Origin of the sequence: Pseudomonas juntendi, assembly GCF_021560075.1 — a bacterium.
Classification (GTDB): domain Bacteria; phylum Pseudomonadota; class Gammaproteobacteria; order Pseudomonadales; family Pseudomonadaceae; genus Aquipseudomonas; species Aquipseudomonas juntendi.
Window position 1 is genome coordinate 2,097,673 of sequence record NZ_CP091088.1, and the last position, 16,031, is coordinate 2,113,703.

Below are 16,031 nucleotides of genomic sequence, written 5' to 3' on the forward strand. Positions count from 1 at the left end.
GGCGGGACAATGGGCTGAGCCCAGTCATTGTGGGGTTTTTACCTGTACCAAGGGTTGAAGCGCGAATGGCCTGCCCAGCGTTGCCCAACCGGTGTAAAAAGAACGCCTACCTGTTAGCTGGAGATTGGCATGCATTCGCGCGCACTACGTATTGGCATCATTGGCAGTGGCGCCATTGGCGGCTTCTATGGGTTGATGCTGGCCAAGGCCGGTTTCGATGTGCATTTTCTGCTGCGTAGCGAGTACCCGGCGGTATGTGAGCATGGCCTGAGCCTGGACAGTGCCGAGCACGGCACGCTGCACATGAAGGTGCAAGCCTATGCCAGGGCCGCCGATATGCCGCCCTGTGACTGGTTGTTGATCGGGGCCAAGGCGACCAGCAACGACCACCTGGCCCCGTTGATCGTGCAGGCTGCCGCACCGGGTGCCAAGGTGGTGCTGTTGCAGAACGGCCTGGGGGTCGAGGAGCAGCTGCGCCCGGCACTGCGCAGCGACATGCACCTGCTGGGCGGGCTGTGCTTCATCTGTGTCAACCGGCAGGGGCCAGGGGTGATCCGGCATCAGGCCTTGGGTACCGTGAACCTGGGGTACCACAGCGGGCCTGCCAGCGATGGTGGTACGGCGCTGGTCAGTGAGGGCACAGGCTTGTTCCAGGCGGCGGGCATCGACTCGCACGCCATGCCGAACCTGGCGCTGGCGCGCTGGCAGAAACTGGTATGGAACGTGCCTTACAACGGGCTCTCGGTATTGCTGGGTGCCAGCACCACTGCATTGATGGGCAACGCCGCCAGCCGTGAACTGGTCCTGGCGCTGATGGCAGAAGTTGTGCAGGGTGCCGCAGCATGCGGCCATATGCTGCCGGAAGGCTACGCCCAACACCTGTTCCAGGTCACCGAGCGCATGCCTGATTACTGGCCCAGCATGTACCACGACCATGCACACAAGCGCCCATTGGAGTTACAGGCCATTTATGCCGAGCCGCTGGCGCAGGCGCGGGCGGCTGGCTGCCGCTTGGCGCGCATGGAGATGCTCTACCAGGCGCTGTTGTTCATCGACCAGCACCAAGGCCGGGTCTGAGCGTTTCGAGGGGGTATTCCCAGCCCGATACAGCTCACCCGTGCAGCGCGCCGGACGGCGAAGCGTGCCTCTGCCGCGCTGCTAAGCTGAAGCTTGATCTGCCGCAGCGGCAGTCCAGGAGGTCGAATGATCCGCTCCATGCTGTACGCCACCGACCTCGGTGTCTATGCCCCGTTTGTCATGCAACATGCGCTGGCGCTGGCGCGGACATTCGGGGCTGAGTTGTACGTGATCCATGCGGTCGAGCCCATGGGCCAGTTCGCTGAATCTCTCCTGCAAAGCTACCTCGACGAGCAAACGCTCGACCAGTTGCACAGCCAGGGGGTGAATACGGTAATGGCCAATATAGAGCAGCGCGTGCTGGAGAACTTTCGCGATGAGCTGGGCGAGGAGGCCGACCTAGCCGTCATCAAGGCCGTACGGGTTCGCCAGGGCGACCCGGCGCAGGTCATTCTGGATCAGGCGCAACGGCTCAGTGTCGACCTGCTGATTTTTGGTAGCCACAGTGCCGGTGCCGGGGTGGATGTGCCAATCGGCCGCACGGCGGTGCGGCTGCTGCAACTGTCGCCGGTCCCGGTCTACATGGTGCCGTTGGCGCAGCATTTGGGGCGTAGGAAAACGTGAGCGCGGCTGTAGGGCATATCCTCAGCATGTAACAAAATTGTTCTAGATTTATTTCCGGAACCACTAATATAGTTATATATCGTCGCTGCTTGCTGCCGCTGACTCATCGCTGAACCGAGGGAAATCTATGAAGCTTCAACAACTGCGCTACATCTGGGAAGTGGCGCATCATGACCTCAATGTCTCCGCGACGGCGCAGAGCCTGTATACCTCCCAGCCGGGTATCAGCAAGCAGATCCGCCTGCTGGAAGACGAGTTGGGTGTTGAAGTATTCGCGCGCAGTGGCAAACACCTGACCCGCGTTACCCCGGCCGGTGAGCGCATCATCAATACCGCGGGCGAAATCCTGCGCAAGGTCGAGAGCATCAAGCAGATCGCCCAAGAGTTCTCCAACGAGAAAAAGGGCACGCTGTCCATCGCCACCACCCATACCCAGGCGCGCTACGCGTTGCCGCCGGTGATCAGCAGCTTCATCAAGCAATACCCGGAAGTGTCCCTGCACATGCACCAGGGCTCGCCGATGCAGATTGCCGAAATGGCCGCAGACGGCACGGTCGACTTTGCCATTGCCACCGAGGCACTGGAGCTGTTCGGCGACCTGGTCATGATGCCTTGCTACAAGTGGAACCGTTGCGTGGTCGTGCCGCAAGGTCACCCACTGGCCAAGCTGCCCAAGCTGACGTTGGAGGCCGTAGCCGAATACCCGATCGTGACCTATGTGTTCGGTTTCACCGGGCGCTCCAAGCTGGATGAGGCCTTCAACCACCGCGGCCTTACGCCGAAGGTAGTGTTCACTGCCGCCGACGCCGACGTGATCAAGACCTATGTGCGCCTAGGGCTGGGCGTGGGCATCGTTGCCGGCATGGCAGTGGACGCCAAGCTCGACAGCGACCTGGTGGCACTCGATGCCAGCGAGCTGTTCGAGGCCAGCATCACCAAGATCGGTTTCCGCCGTGGCACCTTCCTGCGCGGCTTCATGTGTGACTTCATCGAGAAGTTCGCGCCGCACCTGACCCGCGAAGTGATGGCCAAGGCAATCCAGTGCCACAACAAGCAGGAGCTCGAAGCGCTGTTCGAAGGGGTCGAGCTGCCCGTGCACTGAAACGCGAACACCGGGGGCTTTGCGCCCCCGGTTCTACAGCGGCGTTACGGGTTCAAGCCTTGCTGATCAGGTTGCCAGCGTGCAACCCGCACTCCTTCTGGGTGGACTCTTCCCACCACCAACGCCCTTCACGTTCATGCTGGTTCGGCAGCACCGGGCGCGTGCAGGGCTCGCAGCCGATGCTGATGAAGCCACGTTCATGCAGGCTGTTGTACGGCAGCTCCAGCATGCGGATATAACCCCACACTTCTGCGCTGCTCATCTGCGCCAGCGGATTGAACTTGTACAGCGTGCGCTCGGGCGTGGAGAAGGCGCTGTCGATTTCCAGCGCTGCCACCTGGCTGCGAGTGCCAGGGCTCTGGTCACGGCGCTGGCCAGTGGCCCAGGCGCTGACGGTTGCCAGCTTGCGCCGCAACGGCTCGATCTTGCGAATGCCGCAGCACTCGCCATGGCCGTCCTTGTAGAAACTGAACAGGCCCTTTTCCTTGACGAATGGGTCAAGCTGGGCGCGGTCCGGGCTGAGGATTTCGATCGGCAGGCCATACTGCTCGCGCACCTGGTCGATGAACCGGTACGTTTCCGGGTGCAGGCGGCCTGTGTCGAGGCTGAATACCTTGACCTGCTTGTTAAGCTTCCAGGCCATGTCGACCAGCACCACGTCCTCGGCGCCGCTGAAGGAAACCCACAGGTCGTCGCCGAAGTGCTCGAAGGCAAGCTTGAGGATGTCTTGCGGGGATTTGTTGGCATAGGTCGCGGCCAGGGCGGCGACGTCGAAGGGTTGGCTCATCAGGCGGTTTCCATCTTGGCTGTGGCGCTGTGCGCTCGTAGTGGGGGTGATGGTAACAAAAAAACAAGGTCTGGACGGGCTGGCGCTCACAGGCCTTGCAGTGTCTGCAGCAATACCCGCACCTTGGCAATCGACTCTTCGTACTCGGCCTGCCACTCGGAATCGGCCACCACTGCGCCGCCACCCCAGCAACTGACCTGGCCATCCTTGACCAGCAGGCTGCGAATGGCGATCGAGCTGTCCATTTCGCCACGCACGTCCACATACAGCAGGGAGCCGCAGTACAGTGCCCGCCGCGTGGGCTCCAGCTCGTCGATGATCTGCATGGCGCGGATCTTCGGCGCGCCGGTAATCGAGCCGCCAGGGAAGCTGTCGGCGATCAGGTCCAGGGCGTCCTTGTCGCTGGCCAAGCGGCCGGTAATGCTACTGACCAGGTGGTGCACGTTGGGGTAGCTCTCCAGGCTGAACAGCTCCGGCACCTTCACCGAGCCCACCTCGCAGGTACGCCCCAGGTCATTGCGCAGCAGGTCGACGATCATCAGGTTTTCCGAGCGGTCCTTGGGGCTGTGCAACAGCGCCTGGGCATTGCGCCGGTCTTCGCCCGGGTCGCTGGCGCGTGGGCGCGTGCCCTTGATCGGGCGGGTCTCGACTTGGCGTTGGCTGACGCGAATGAAGCGCTCGGGTGAAAAGCTGAGCAGGGCGCTGCCGTCGGCCAACTGCTGATAGCCCGAAAAGGGCGTCGGGCAGGCCTGGCGCAGTGCCTTGTAGGCCTGCCACGGGTCGCCCTTGCACGGCGCGCGAAAGCGCTGGGTGAGGTTGATCTGGTAGCAGTCACCGGCTTGGATATAGCGCTGCACCTGGTCGAAGGCGGCCTGGTACTGCGCAGGCTGCAAGTCGCCGGCCATGGGGGCGAGCAGTTGAAAGTCGCCATCGGGCGTGTGCTCGCTGCCGGCGAAGAGGTTGATCAGGCGTTCGCGCTCGTGTTGCGCCAGGCTTGGGTGAAACACCAGCTGGCTGGTGCCGCACTGGTGGTCGCTGACCAGCGCCCAGGCATACAGGCCCAGTTGCGCGTCGGGCACCCCGAGGTCATCCACGGCGTTGCTTGGCAGGTGTTCAAGGCGGCGGCCGAAGTCATAGCTCAGGTAGCCGATCAGGCCGCCGGCGAAAGGCAGTTCTACGCCGCTGGGCAAATCGGCGCTGCCCAGGCGCGCCAGGCCCTCGCGCAGGCGAGCGAGAAAGGCGCGGCCATCCTCTGCGGGTTCGGCTTGCAGTTGTTGCAGCGGCCAGGCACTGAGCAGATCGAAGCGCCCGCGCTCGGCACCAGGGCGGGCGCTGTCGAGCAGGATGGCGCCGGGCGCCTGGCGCAGGCGGGCGAAATAGGCGGCTGGGTCGGGTTGGTAGGGCAGGGGGTGTAGCGTACAGGTCGGCATCAGTATGGACGGCGATGTAAAAGCGAGGAGGGCGATTGTAGACCTGTGCGGGAGCAGCGCCTAGCACTGGGCGCGACATTCAACCCTGTGTTTGGCGCCTGGGGCTGGCTGCGACGCAAGGCCGCTGCCACAGGAGCACCTGCCCCTTGTGGCAGCCGCCTCGGCGATGTCAGCCCGGGTGTACGTGCCCGAACAAGCCCTGCGACACCTTCACCCGCTGCTCGACGTCCTCCGTCAGGCCGTCCTTGGCCAGTGCTTCGATGTGCGCTTCGATGGCATGGGTGCGCTGGGTCAGCCCGCAGTCGTTGGCGATCTGGATGTTCAGCCCTGGGCGGGCGTTGAGCTCCAGAATCAGCGGGCCTTTGTCCTGGTCCAGGACCATGTCCACGCCGATATAGCCCAGCCCGCAAAGCTCGTAGCACCCGGCGGCCAGCTTCATGAAGCCGTCCCAGTTCGGCAGTTGCACGCCGTCCACCGCGTTGGTGGTGTCCGGGTGCTTGCTGATGATGTTGTTCAGCCAGGTGCCGCGCAGGGTCACGCCGGTAGCCAGGTCGACCCCTACGCCGATGGCGCCCTGGTGCAGGTTGGCCTTGCCGCCGGACTGCCGGGTGGGCAGGCGCAGCATGGCCATGACCGGGTAGCCCATCAGCACGATGATGCGGATGTCGGGCACGCCTTCATAGCTGATGCTCTTGAAGATCTGGTCGGGTGTGACCCGGTATTCGATCAGCGCCCGGTCACGGTGCCCGCCCAGCGAGTACAGGCCGGTGAGGATGCTCGAGACCTGGTGCTCGATTTCCTCGTGGCTCATGATCTTGCCGGAAACGGTGCGGTAGCGGTCCTCGAAGCGGTCGGCGATCACCAGGATGCCGTCACCGCCGGCACCTTGGGCCGGCTTGATGACGAAGTCGTTGCGGCCGCCGATGATCTCGTGAAGCTTGTCGATCTGCTTCTCGGTCTCGATGACACCGTACATTTCCGGTACGTGGATACCTGCCGCGAGGGCGCGCTCCTTGGTGATGATCTTGTCGTCGACAATCGGGTACAGGCTGCGCTTGTTGTACTTCAGCACATAGTCTGCGTTACGCCGGTTGATGCCCATGATGCCCCGGGCCTCCAGGGCTTTCCACGTCTTGATCAGGCCAAACATCACACGTCTGCCTTTTTCACGAATGCCTTGAAGCGCATCAGCTCGGTCAGACGGTAGCCGCGATAACGGCCCATCGCCAGCATGAAGCCGACCAGGATCAGCAGCACGGCCGGGAAGGTGAACACGAAATACACCAGCTCTGGCACCATCATCAGCAGGTGGGCCAGTGATGCGGCAAACAGGGTGCCGATGGCCACTTTCATGGCATGGCCGCCGCCACGCTCTTCCCAGGTGATCGACAGGCGTTCGATGGTCATGGTCAGGATCACCATCGGGAACAGGGCTACCGACAGCCCGCGCTCAAGGCCCAGCTTGTGGCTGAACAGGCTGATCGCCGCAATCAGCACCACGACGAAGGTCAGCACCACGGACAGGCGCGGCAGCATCTGCAGTTTCAGGTGCTCCAGGTACGAACGCAGTGACAGGCCCAATGCCGTGATGACCGTGAACAACACGATACCGAAGCCCAGCTGGGTTTCGCGGAAGGCCAGGGCGATCAGCACCGGGGTGAAGGTACCCAGGGTCTGGATACCGATCAGGTTGCGCAGCACCAGGATCACCAGCACACCAATCGGGATCATGACCATGATCATGAAGGTCTGCTGGGTTTGCAGGGGCAGGCCGTACAGCGAATATTCGAGGAAGTCGGCGTCGGTGTTCTCGTCAGTCAGCTTGGCCAGGCGAATGGCGTTCATTTCACTGTTGTTCATGCTGAACGTGACGTTGGCCTTCTTGCCGCCATCGACGGTAATCAGGTTGTCGTCACCGGTCCACCACAGCAGTCGGTCGCTGGGCAGGCCCTGTTCGCCCGTGTCCGGGTTGAAGTAAAGCCAGTCGTTGCCGTTGTAGCTGCGCAGCCACAGCTCGGGGGTTTGCGGGGTGTCGGCCACCAGGCGGATGGTGTGCACCTTTTCCATCGGTACGTGGGCAATCGACAGCAGCAGGTCGATCACCTGGGCCTTTTTCATCGGTGAGGTATCGCCGGCCAGCAGCAGTTTGACGTTGTCATCGTTGAGGTTGTTGACCCGCTTGATGGTTTCGCTGACGAACGTCTCGACGTCGGCCGAATGCTGGCGGATAGGCGCCATCAGCGCCTCGGCGGCGATTTTTTCGGGGCCGTCGATGGCCAGGCTGTCACGGAAGGTCGGGCCTTTTACCGCGGTTTTTTCGTTGCTGTAGCGCTTGGTCAGCACCAGGCGGTAGTACAGCGTCTGGTTGCCGCTGGCGCGACGGGCCGACCAGGTGACCTTGCGGTTGCCATCGGCACGGTTGACGCTGACCCCGTAGTTGTTGGAGATGAAGCTCTCGTTGAGGCTGACGTAGTCGCGGTTCAGTGGCGGCACGAACATCTGCACCTTGACCGGGTCCTTGGTGCTGGCCACGAACTCGACCTTGGCGTCGATGTTCCACAGGTCGTCGGTTTCATCCTCGGTCACCGGGATGCCGAGGAAGAAGATCTGATAAGCCGTGACTGCCACGCCCAACAACACCAGTACGGTGATCAGGACTTTCAGATGGAGGGTAAGAGAGCGCATCGGGATTACTCTGCTTTGGGAGCGTCGGTGGCACAGGCAGGTTTGCCGGCCGCGTATTTAAGGCTTGGGTCGACCAGCGCGTCAAAGTGCTTGAGCGCCTCGGAGCCGATCAGCAGCGGGAACTGGAAGGCGCTGCGGTCGGTGAGGTTGACTTCGATGGTGCGCAAGGCCTGGCCCATGCAGATTTCGAGTTCGATGACCGGGCGGGCGGTGTAGGCCTTGCCCGATTCAGCATCATAGTCGCCCGCTCGGCGCTTGATTTTGCTGACGCGGGCCAGGGGCCGTTCGATCGGGTGCGAGTGGGCGGCATCGATGGCCAGGTAGAAGCGCACCCAGCTTTCGCCGTTGCGCTTGAAGCGCTTGATGTCGCGGGCGCTGAGCGAGGCAGTTTTGGCGCCGGTGTCGAGTTTGGCCGCCACTTCCAGGTCCAGGTCGCCCAGGCGTGCGTATTCATTGAGACCGTACACGGTCTTGCCGGCCGCCTGGCCAATGGCCGGCAGCAGGGTGAGGCAAAGCAGCAATAAAACGGGTGTGAGTCTCATAATCCTGGCGCGATGCAGTGCAAGGTTCTAGGCAAGGTTCAGGTCAAGGTGACTGGCAACTACTGCGCAAGCTTCCTCGTTCATCTGTCAACAAGCATGACTGCATGACAGACAGGCTATCCATACCCCATCGGAGGCGCGGCATTCTATCACGACGACGTATTGACGCCAGCGGTGCGCGATCTGACAGCGCTTGGCTTGCCTAAGTTCGTTCTTAGACGATTGTCGACAATATTGAATTTGTCTTTGACTTGAGTGGCATCGGTGGTTAACTTCTGACGAGTAGATTTCCCAAGGTGTCGACAATATGCAAGACCTTTCCACCCCTGGCCCGATGCTGGCAGACGAATCGGAAACCTTGTCGGAAAACGTCTTCCGGCGTATTCAGGCGGCCATCGTCAAAGGGGAAATTGCCCCTGGCAGCAAGATCTCCGAGCCAGAGCTGGCACGCACCTATGGCATCAGCCGCGGGCCGCTGCGCGAGGCCATCCACCGCCTGGAAGGCCAGCGCCTGCTGGTGCGGGTGCCCCATGTAGGCGCACGGGTGGTATCGCTCAACCATGCCGAACTGATCGAGCTGTACGAGATTCGTGAGTCCCTGGAAGGCATGGCCTGCCGCCTGGCCGCCGAACGCATGAGCCAGGCCGATATCGACGAGCTGCGCCGGGTGCTCGATACCCATGAGCGGGATGCCGCGTTCCAGGCTGGCCTGGGTTACTACCAGCAGGAGGGCGACTACGACTTCCATTACCGCATCATCCAGGGCAGCGGTAACCAGACGTTGGTCAAGATGCTGTGTGGCGAGCTGTACCAGCTGGTGCGCATGTACCGTATCCAGTTCTCGGCCACGCCCAACCGGCCACGCCAGGCCTTTGCCGAACACCACCGCATTCTCGATGCCATCGCCGAACGTGACGGCGAACTGGCCGAACTTCTGATGCGCCGTCACATCGGTGCGTCCAAGCGCAATATCGAGCGTCACTATCTGGACGCCCACAACAATAACCCACGAGGTGAGAAATGACTGTGAACAGCACACCCGGTCAGCGTTTTCGCGATGCCGTCGCCGCTGAACACCCGCTGCAGGTGGTTGGCGCCATCAATGCCAACCATGCCTTGCTGGCCAAGCGCGCCGGTTTCAAGGCCATCTACCTGTCCGGTGGCGGTGTTGCGGCAGGCTCCCTGGGCCTGCCGGACCTGGGTATCACTGGCCTGGACGATGTGCTCACCGACGTGCGCCGTATTACCGATGTGTGCGACCTGCCGCTGTTGGTGGATGTCGATACAGGCTTCGGTGCCTCGGCTTTCAACGTGGCGCGCACCGTGCGCTCGATGAGCAAGTTCGGTGCGGCGGCGATCCATATCGAGGATCAGGTCGGGGCCAAGCGTTGCGGCCACCGGCCGAACAAGGAAATCGTCAGCCAGCAGGAAATGGTCGACCGCATCAAGGCAGCCGTCGATGCCCGTAGCGACGACAGCTTCGTGATCATGGCGCGTACCGACGCCTTGGCCGTCGAAGGCTTGAACGCTGCCCTGGACCGTGCCGCAGCGTGCATCGAGGCGGGTGCCGACATGATCTTCCCGGAAGCGATCACCGAGCTGCAGATGTACAAGACCTTCGCTGACCGGGTGAAGGCACCCATCCTGGCCAACATCACCGAGTTTGGCGCCACTCCGCTGTACACCACCGAAGAGCTGGCTGCGGTCGATGTTTCGCTGGTGCTGTACCCGCTGTCAGCGTTCCGCGCCATGAACAAGGCAGCCGAGAATGTGTACACCGCGCTGCGCCGCGACGGCACGCAGAAGAACGTGATCGACACCATGCAGACGCGCATGGAGCTTTACGATGCCATTGGCTACCACGCCTTCGAGCAGAGCCTCGACGCGTTGTTTGCCCAGAAGAAGGGCTGAGCCTGTGACAACTCCAGCCCCGCATGGCAGCGGGGTTGCCCGCGAAAGGGCGGGTACAGGCAAGCCCGATTAGCCAGCCAGATTTCCATAACAAGTTCAAGAAAGGAGAAACACCATGGCCGAAGCAAAAGTACTCAGTGGCGCAGGCCTGCGCGGCCAGGTGGCCGGCCAGACTGCGCTGTCCACCGTGGGCCAGGCCGGTGCCGGTCTGACCTACCGCGGTTACGATGTGCGTGACCTGGCCGCCGGTGCCGAATTTGAAGAAGTCGCCTACCTGCTGCTGTACGGCGAGCTGCCCTCCCAGGCTGAATTGGCCGACTACAAACACAAGCTCAAGGGCATGCGTGACCTGCCACCGGCACTCAAGGAAGTGCTCGAGCGCATTCCTCGCGACGCCCACCCCATGGACGTGATGCGCACCGGTTGTTCGGTGCTCGGTACCCTCGAGCCCGAGCTCACCTTCGAAGCCCAGCGCGACAAGACCGACCGGCTGTTGGCCCTGTTCCCGGCGGTGATGTGCTACTGGTACCGCTTCACCCACCATGGCGTGCGCATCGACTGCAGCAGCGACGAAGACACCCTGGGCGGCCACTTCCTGTACCTGCTGCACGGCAAGAAGCCCAGCGAGCTGCACGTCAAGGTCATGAACGTGTCGCTGATCCTCTACGCCGAGCACGAGTTCAACGCCTCGACCTTCACGGCCCGGGTGTGCGCTTCGACCCTGTCCGACCTGTATTCCTGCGTTACCGCAGCCATCGGCACGCTGCGCGGCCCGCTGCACGGGGGTGCCAACGAGGCGGCCATGGAGCTGATAGAGCGCTTCCAGAGCCCGCAGGAAGCCACTGCCGAGCTGCTGCGCATGCTCGAGCGCAAAGACAAGATCATGGGCTTCGGGCATGCCATCTACAAAGAGTCCGACCCGCGCAACGAGGTGATCAAGGGCTGGGCGAAGCAATTGGCCGATGAGGTGGGCGACAAGGTGCTGTACCCGGTTTCCGAAGCCATCGACAAGACCATGTGGGAGCAGAAACGCCTGTTCCCCAATGCCGACTTCTACCATGCCTCGGCTTACCACTTCATGGGTATTCCGACCAAGCTGTTCACCCCGATCTTCGTCTGTTCGCGCCTGACTGGCTGGGCGGCGCACGTGTTCGAGCAGCGCGCCAACAACCGCATCATCCGCCCGAGCGCCGAGTATGTCGGCGTCGAGCAGCGCCAGTTCGTGCCGATCGAGCAGCGCTGAGGCATGGATCGCCAGGGCTGCTGCGCAGCCCAATCGCGGCACAAGGCCGCTCCCACAGGGACTGCGCAGCGCCCCCATTGGCGAGATCTGTATACCGAGTACCGTGACCGAGCCTGATAACGATATGAATACTGCATACCGCAAGCCCCTGCCAGGCACCGACCTGGACTACTTCGATGCGCGCGCGGCCGTCGAGGCGATCAAGCCCGGCGCCTACGACGGCCTGCCGTACACCTCGCGCGTTCTCGCCGAAAACCTGGTGCGTCGCTGCGACCCGGCCACCCTCGACGCCTCGCTGAGCCAACTGATCGAGCGCAAGCGCGACCTCGATTTCCCGTGGTTCCCGGCGCGCGTGGTGTGCCATGACATCCTCGGCCAGACCGCGCTGGTCGACCTCGCCGGCCTGCGTGACGCCATCGCCGACAAGGGCGGCGACCCGGCCCAGGTCAACCCGGTGGTGCCGGTACAACTGATCGTCGACCACTCGCTGGCTGTCGAGTGCGGCGGCTATGACCCGCAAGCGTTCGACAAGAACCGCGCCATCGAAGACCGACGTAACGAGGACCGCTTCCACTTCATCAACTGGACCAAGAAAGCGTTCAAGAATGTCGACGTGATCCAGCCGGGTAACGGCATCATGCACCAGATCAACCTGGAGAAGATGTCGCCGGTGGTGCACTGCGACCATGGCATCGCCTACCCGGATACCTGCGTGGGCACTGACAGCCACACCCCGCACGTCGATGCCTTGGGCGTGATCGCCATTGGCGTGGGTGGCCTGGAAGCGGAAAACGTGATGCTTGGCCGAGCATCGTGGATGCGCCTGCCGGAAATCGTCGGCGTCGAGTTGACCGGCAAGCTGGCGCCGAACCTCACCGCCACCGACCTGGTGCTGGCCCTGACCGAGTTCCTGCGCAAGCAGAAGGTGGTCGGCGCCTACCTGGAGTTCCACGGTGAAGGTGCGCGCGCCCTGACCCTGGGGGACCGCGCGACCATCTCCAACATGGCCCCGGAGTACGGCGCTACGGCGGCCATGTTCGCCATCGACCAGCAGACCATCGATTACCTGCGCCTGACCGGCCGTGAAGAACAGCAGGTCAAACGGGTGGAAACCTATGCCAAGGTCGCCGGCCTCTGGGCCGACAGCCTGGCCGGCGCGGTATACGAGCGTACCCTGAGCTTCGACTTGTCGAGCGTGGTACGCAACATGGCCGGCCCGTCCAACCCGCATGCCCGCGTGGCCACCAGCGAGCTGGCGGCCAAAGGCATTGCCGGCAGCTGGCAGCAAGTGCCAGGGCAGATGCCTGATGGTGCGGTGATCATTGCCGCCATCACCAGCTGTACCAACACCAGCAACCCGCGCAACGTGATCGCCGCAGGCCTGATTGCGCGCAACGCCAACAGGCTGGGCCTCACCCGCAAGCCGTGGGTCAAGTCATCGCTGGCCCCGGGCTCCAAGGCGGTGCAGCTGTACCTGGAAGAGGCTGGCCTGGAGAAAGAACTGGAGCAACTGGGCTTTGGCATCGTCGCCTTCGCCTGTACGACCTGCAACGGCATGTCTGGTGCCCTGGACCCGGTGATCCAGCAGGAAATCATCGACCGTGACCTGTACGCCACCGCCGTGCTGTCGGGCAACCGCAACTTCGACGGGCGTATCCACCCGTATGCCAAGCAAGCCTTCCTGGCCTCGCCACCCTTGGTGGTCGCCTATGCGATTGCGGGCACCATTCGCTTCGACATCGAAAAGGACGTGCTGGGCGTGGTCGATGGCCAGGAAATCCGCCTCAAGGACATCTGGCCCAGTGACGAAGAGATCGACGCCGTGGTGCGTGCGGCGGTCAAGCCGGAGCAATTCCGCAAGGTGTACATCCCGATGTTCGCCATCGAGGAAGACCGCGGGCCGAAAGTGGCACCGTTGTATGAGTGGCGGCCAATGAGCACCTATATTCGCCGGCCGCCTTACTGGGAAGGCGCCTTGGCCGGTGAGCGTACCCTGCGTGGCATGCGCCCACTGGCGGTGCTGCCGGACAACATCACCACCGACCACCTGTCGCCATCCAACGCGATCATGCTCGACAGTGCTGCGGGCGAGTACCTGGCGAAAATGGGCCTGCCAGAAGAAGACTTCAACTCTTACGCGACCCACCGCGGTGACCACCTGACCGCCCAGCGCGCGACCTTTGCCAACCCCAAGCTGTTCAACGAGATGGTGCGCAACGCAGACGGCAGCGTGAGGCAAGGCTCGCTGGCGCGGATCGAACCGGAAGGCCGGGTGACCCGCATGTGGGAGGCGATCGAGACTTACATGCAGCGCAAGCAGCCGCTGATTATCGTGGCCGGTGCCGACTACGGCCAGGGCTCATCGCGTGACTGGGCGGCCAAGGGTGTGCGCCTGGCCGGTGTCGAGGCCATTGTCGCAGAAGGTTTCGAGCGCATTCACCGCACCAACCTGGTAGGCATGGGCGTGCTGCCGCTGGAGTTCAAACCCGGCACCGACCGCAAGACCTTGGGGCTGGACGGTAGCGAAACCTATGACGTGCTGGGTGCGCGTACGCCGCGCGCTACGCTGACCCTGGTGATTACCCGGGCCAGCGGCGAGCGCATCGATGTGCCGGTGACCTGCCGCCTGGACACGGCCGAGGAAGTGTCGATCTACGAAGCGGGCGGGGTGCTGCAGCGCTTCGCCCAGGACTTCCTCGAAGCTACCGCCTAACCCCCAGAGCAGGGGCCGCGTTGCGGCCCATCGCCGGCGAGCCAGCTCCCACAGGAGTCGCGCAATCTCGATGGCAGCACGGTCCCTGTGGGAGCTGGCTTGCCGGCGATGGGCTGCAAAGCAATCCCGAGGGTCTCATGCCCATCAGACAGGACAGCAAAGCAATGGCTCACGTACCGCAAACAAGAATACCCGCCACCTACATCCGTGGTGGCACCAGCAAAGGCGTGTTCTTCCGCCTGCAAGACCTGCCCGAGCCGGCGCAGGTCCCAGGCCCTGCCCGCGACGCGCTATTGCTGCGGGTCATCGGCAGCCCCGACCCTTACGGCAAGCAGATCGACGGCATGGGCGGCGCGACCTCCAGCACCAGCAAGACCGTCATCCTGTCGCCCAGCATCAAGCCGGGCCATGATGTCGATTACCTGTTCGGCCAGGTCAGCATCGACAAGGCCTTTGTCGACTGGAGCGGCAACTGCGGCAACCTGTCTGCTGCGGTCGGGTCGTTCGCCATCAGTAGCGGCCTGGTCGACACCGCGCGCATTCCACGCAACGGCGTGGCCACCGTGCGTATCTGGCAGGCGAACATCGGCAAGACCATCATTGCCCATGTGCCGGTCACTGAAGGCATGGTGCAGGAAACCGGAGACTTCGAGCTGGATGGGGTAACGTTCCCGGCAGCGGAAGTGCAGTTGGAGTTCCTTGACCCGGCTGCGGACGAGGACGGTGCCGGCGGTGCCATGTTCCCGACCGGCAACTTGGTCGACGACCTTGAGGTGCCGGGTGTCGGCACCTTCAAGGCTACCTTGATCAATGCCGGCATCCCGACCATTTTCATCAATGCTGCCGATATCGGCTACACCGGCACGGAGTTGCAGGACGCCATCAACGGTGACCCGCAAGCGCTGCTGCGCTTCGAGGCCATCCGTGCCCATGGCGCCGTGCGTATGGGCCTGATCGACCATGTCGACCAGGCTGCCGGGCGTCAGCACACACCGAAAGTGGCCTTCGTCGCACCACCCAGCACCTACACGGCGTCCAGTGGCAAGGCGGTAATGGCAAGCGAGATCGACCTGTTGGTACGGGCCTTGTCGATGGGCAAACTGCACCATGCCATGATGGGCACCGCGGCGGTGGCGATCGGTACGGCGACGGCCATTCCCGGTACGCTGGTCAACCTGGCAGCGGGCGGAGGCGAGCGCAGCGCCGTGCGTTTCGGCCATCCCTCGGGCACGCTGCGGGTCGGCGCCGAAGCCCGCCAGGTAAACGGCGAGTGGACAGTGACCAAGGCAATCATGAGCCGCAGTGCTCGGGTGCTGATGGAGGGCTGGGTTCGCGTGCCTGGCGACAGCTTCTAACCCACGCCTGGCGCTCGGCCTCAAGCGGGGCCGCTGCGCGGCCCTATCGCTGGCCAGCTCCCACAGGGAGCGCGCCAGGGCTGACAGGTGTTTGCCACAAGATGTCACACGCGCTGAAGATGCAGTGGCGAGCACCTGACAACCCTGGTGCGCCACCCTGTGGGAGATTCTATGGTTTCTGGCAAGGGTAGCCGGAGCATCTTCAGCGCCTGTGAGATCGAGCGCCGCCCGCGCGGCGCAATCCCGAGCTGCGCTCGCTCCTACGTTTGTTTCGGGCCAGTAACGCCTGTGACAGGCGCGCGCGGCCGCCTGGTTTGTACGGCGCGATATTGAGGCATGCACCAAGGCGTTCGCGCGCGAATCCCACAGGAAGAATTGGCCCGAAACAAACGTAGGAGCGAGCGCAGCTCGCGATTGCGCCGCGCGGGCGGCGCTCGCTCTAACAGGCGCTGCCATACCTTGTGGCAAACACCTGTCAGCCCTAAGGCGATCCCTGAGGGAGCTGGCTTGCCAGCGCTAGGCCGGGTGAGGAACAAAAAAGCCCCGGCATTTCTGCCAGGGC

At 63.1% G+C, this 16,031-nt stretch carries 13 protein-coding genes; 8 read left to right on the forward strand and 5 right to left on the reverse strand.

The features are described 5' to 3' along the window. Nucleotides 1–129: 129 nt before the first annotated feature. From L1P09_RS09710 to cysB, 3 genes are all read left to right on the forward strand, one after another. A complete protein-coding gene (locus L1P09_RS09710; protein WP_235768758.1) occupies nucleotides 130–1,077 on the forward strand; it encodes a putative 2-dehydropantoate 2-reductase in 948 nt (315 codons plus the stop codon). Nucleotides 1,078–1,203: 126 nt separating this feature from the next. Then, entirely contained in the window at nucleotides 1,204–1,701 is a 498-nt protein-coding gene (locus tag L1P09_RS09715) for a universal stress protein (RefSeq protein ID WP_009683850.1), read from the forward strand. 127 nt (nucleotides 1,702–1,828) lie between these two features. Further along, nucleotides 1,829–2,803 (forward strand): HTH-type transcriptional regulator CysB, encoded by a 975-nt coding sequence (gene cysB, locus L1P09_RS09720; RefSeq protein WP_009683851.1) that lies wholly within the window; start codon nucleotides 1,829–1,831, stop codon nucleotides 2,801–2,803. A gap of 52 nt (nucleotides 2,804–2,855) precedes the next feature. Here the strand turns inward: cysB and L1P09_RS09725 are convergent, their stop codons facing one another. The 5 genes from L1P09_RS09725 to rloA form a co-directional block, all read right to left on the reverse strand. Further along, nucleotides 2,856–3,590: a phosphoadenylyl-sulfate reductase gene (locus tag L1P09_RS09725; protein ID WP_009683852.1), complete on the reverse strand. Its 735-nt coding sequence runs from the start codon at nucleotides 3,588–3,590 to the stop codon at nucleotides 2,856–2,858. A gap of 86 nt (nucleotides 3,591–3,676) precedes the next feature. Continuing rightward, a complete protein-coding gene (gene pabB, locus L1P09_RS09730; protein WP_054905366.1) occupies nucleotides 3,677–5,020 on the reverse strand; it encodes an aminodeoxychorismate synthase component I in 1,344 nt (447 codons plus the stop codon). Between the two features lie 169 nt (nucleotides 5,021–5,189). Next, nucleotides 5,190–6,170: an alpha-L-glutamate ligase-like protein gene (locus L1P09_RS09735; RefSeq protein ID WP_009683854.1), complete on the reverse strand. Its 981-nt coding sequence runs from the start codon at nucleotides 6,168–6,170 to the stop codon at nucleotides 5,190–5,192. Continuing rightward, complete coding sequence (rloB, locus tag L1P09_RS09740) at nucleotides 6,170–7,705, reverse strand: osmotic stress tolerance membrane protein RloB (protein WP_029884945.1); 1,536 nt, start codon at nucleotides 7,703–7,705, stop codon at nucleotides 6,170–6,172. The genes L1P09_RS09735 and rloB overlap by 1 nt, the downstream gene beginning before the upstream one ends. A 5-nt stretch (nucleotides 7,706–7,710) precedes the next feature. Beyond that, nucleotides 7,711–8,247 (reverse strand): retropepsin-like aspartic peptidase RloA, encoded by a 537-nt coding sequence (gene rloA, locus L1P09_RS09745; RefSeq protein ID WP_029884944.1) that lies wholly within the window; start codon nucleotides 8,245–8,247, stop codon nucleotides 7,711–7,713. 307 nt (nucleotides 8,248–8,554) lie between these two features. Here rloA and L1P09_RS09750 point away from each other — a divergent pair, with 307 nt between their 5' ends. The 5 genes from L1P09_RS09750 (at nucleotide 8,555) to prpF (ending at nucleotide 15,469) form a co-directional block, all read left to right on the forward strand. Next, nucleotides 8,555–9,271, forward strand: a complete 717-nt coding sequence (locus L1P09_RS09750; protein WP_009683857.1) for a GntR family transcriptional regulator — start codon at nucleotides 8,555–8,557, stop codon at nucleotides 9,269–9,271. Then, complete coding sequence (prpB, locus tag L1P09_RS09755) at nucleotides 9,268–10,158, forward strand: methylisocitrate lyase (protein ID WP_029884943.1); 891 nt, start codon at nucleotides 9,268–9,270, stop codon at nucleotides 10,156–10,158. Before L1P09_RS09750 ends, prpB begins: the two co-directional genes overlap by 4 nt. Before the next feature lie 115 nt (nucleotides 10,159–10,273). After that, nucleotides 10,274–11,401 carry a bifunctional 2-methylcitrate synthase/citrate synthase gene (prpC, locus tag L1P09_RS09760; protein ID WP_235768759.1) on the forward strand — a complete coding sequence of 376 codons (1,128 nt, stop codon included), beginning with the start codon at nucleotides 10,274–10,276 and terminating at the stop codon, nucleotides 11,399–11,401. A 124-nt stretch (nucleotides 11,402–11,525) separates the two neighbouring features. Beyond that, entirely contained in the window at nucleotides 11,526–14,114 is a 2,589-nt protein-coding gene (gene acnD, locus L1P09_RS09765) for a Fe/S-dependent 2-methylisocitrate dehydratase AcnD (RefSeq protein WP_154211285.1), read from the forward strand. A gap of 164 nt (nucleotides 14,115–14,278) precedes the next feature. Continuing rightward, nucleotides 14,279–15,469, forward strand: a complete 1,191-nt coding sequence (gene prpF, locus L1P09_RS09770) for a 2-methylaconitate cis-trans isomerase PrpF (protein WP_054905369.1) — start codon at nucleotides 14,279–14,281, stop codon at nucleotides 15,467–15,469. Nucleotides 15,470–16,031: the final 562 nt, after the last annotated feature.

Bases quoted from the DNA above. Each gene is read 5' to 3' on its own strand.
- L1P09_RS09735 (WP_009683854.1), bottom strand. From the start codon at position 6,170: ATGTTTGGCCTGATCAAGACGTGGAAAGCCCTGGAGGCCCGGGGCATC.
- prpC (WP_235768759.1), top strand. From the start codon at position 10,274: ATGGCCGAAGCAAAAGTACTCAGTGGCGCAGGCCTGCGCGGCCAGGTG.
- pabB (WP_054905366.1), bottom strand. From the start codon at position 5,020: ATGCCGACCTGTACGCTACACCCCCTGCCCTACCAACCCGACCCAGCC.
- rloB (WP_029884945.1), bottom strand. From the start codon at position 7,705: ATGCGCTCTCTTACCCTCCATCTGAAAGTCCTGATCACCGTACTGGTG.
- prpF (WP_054905369.1), top strand. From the start codon at position 14,279: ATGGCTCACGTACCGCAAACAAGAATACCCGCCACCTACATCCGTGGT.
- L1P09_RS09725 (WP_009683852.1), bottom strand. From the start codon at position 3,590: ATGAGCCAACCCTTCGACGTCGCCGCCCTGGCCGCGACCTATGCCAAC.
- rloA (WP_029884944.1), bottom strand. From the start codon at position 8,247: ATGAGACTCACACCCGTTTTATTGCTGCTTTGCCTCACCCTGCTGCCG.
- acnD (WP_154211285.1), top strand. From the start codon at position 11,526: ATGAATACTGCATACCGCAAGCCCCTGCCAGGCACCGACCTGGACTAC.
- cysB (WP_009683851.1), top strand. From the start codon at position 1,829: ATGAAGCTTCAACAACTGCGCTACATCTGGGAAGTGGCGCATCATGAC.
- L1P09_RS09710 (WP_235768758.1), top strand. From the start codon at position 130: ATGCATTCGCGCGCACTACGTATTGGCATCATTGGCAGTGGCGCCATT.
- L1P09_RS09750 (WP_009683857.1), top strand. From the start codon at position 8,555: ATGCAAGACCTTTCCACCCCTGGCCCGATGCTGGCAGACGAATCGGAA.
- prpB (WP_029884943.1), top strand. From the start codon at position 9,268: ATGACTGTGAACAGCACACCCGGTCAGCGTTTTCGCGATGCCGTCGCC.
- L1P09_RS09715 (WP_009683850.1), top strand. From the start codon at position 1,204: ATGATCCGCTCCATGCTGTACGCCACCGACCTCGGTGTCTATGCCCCG.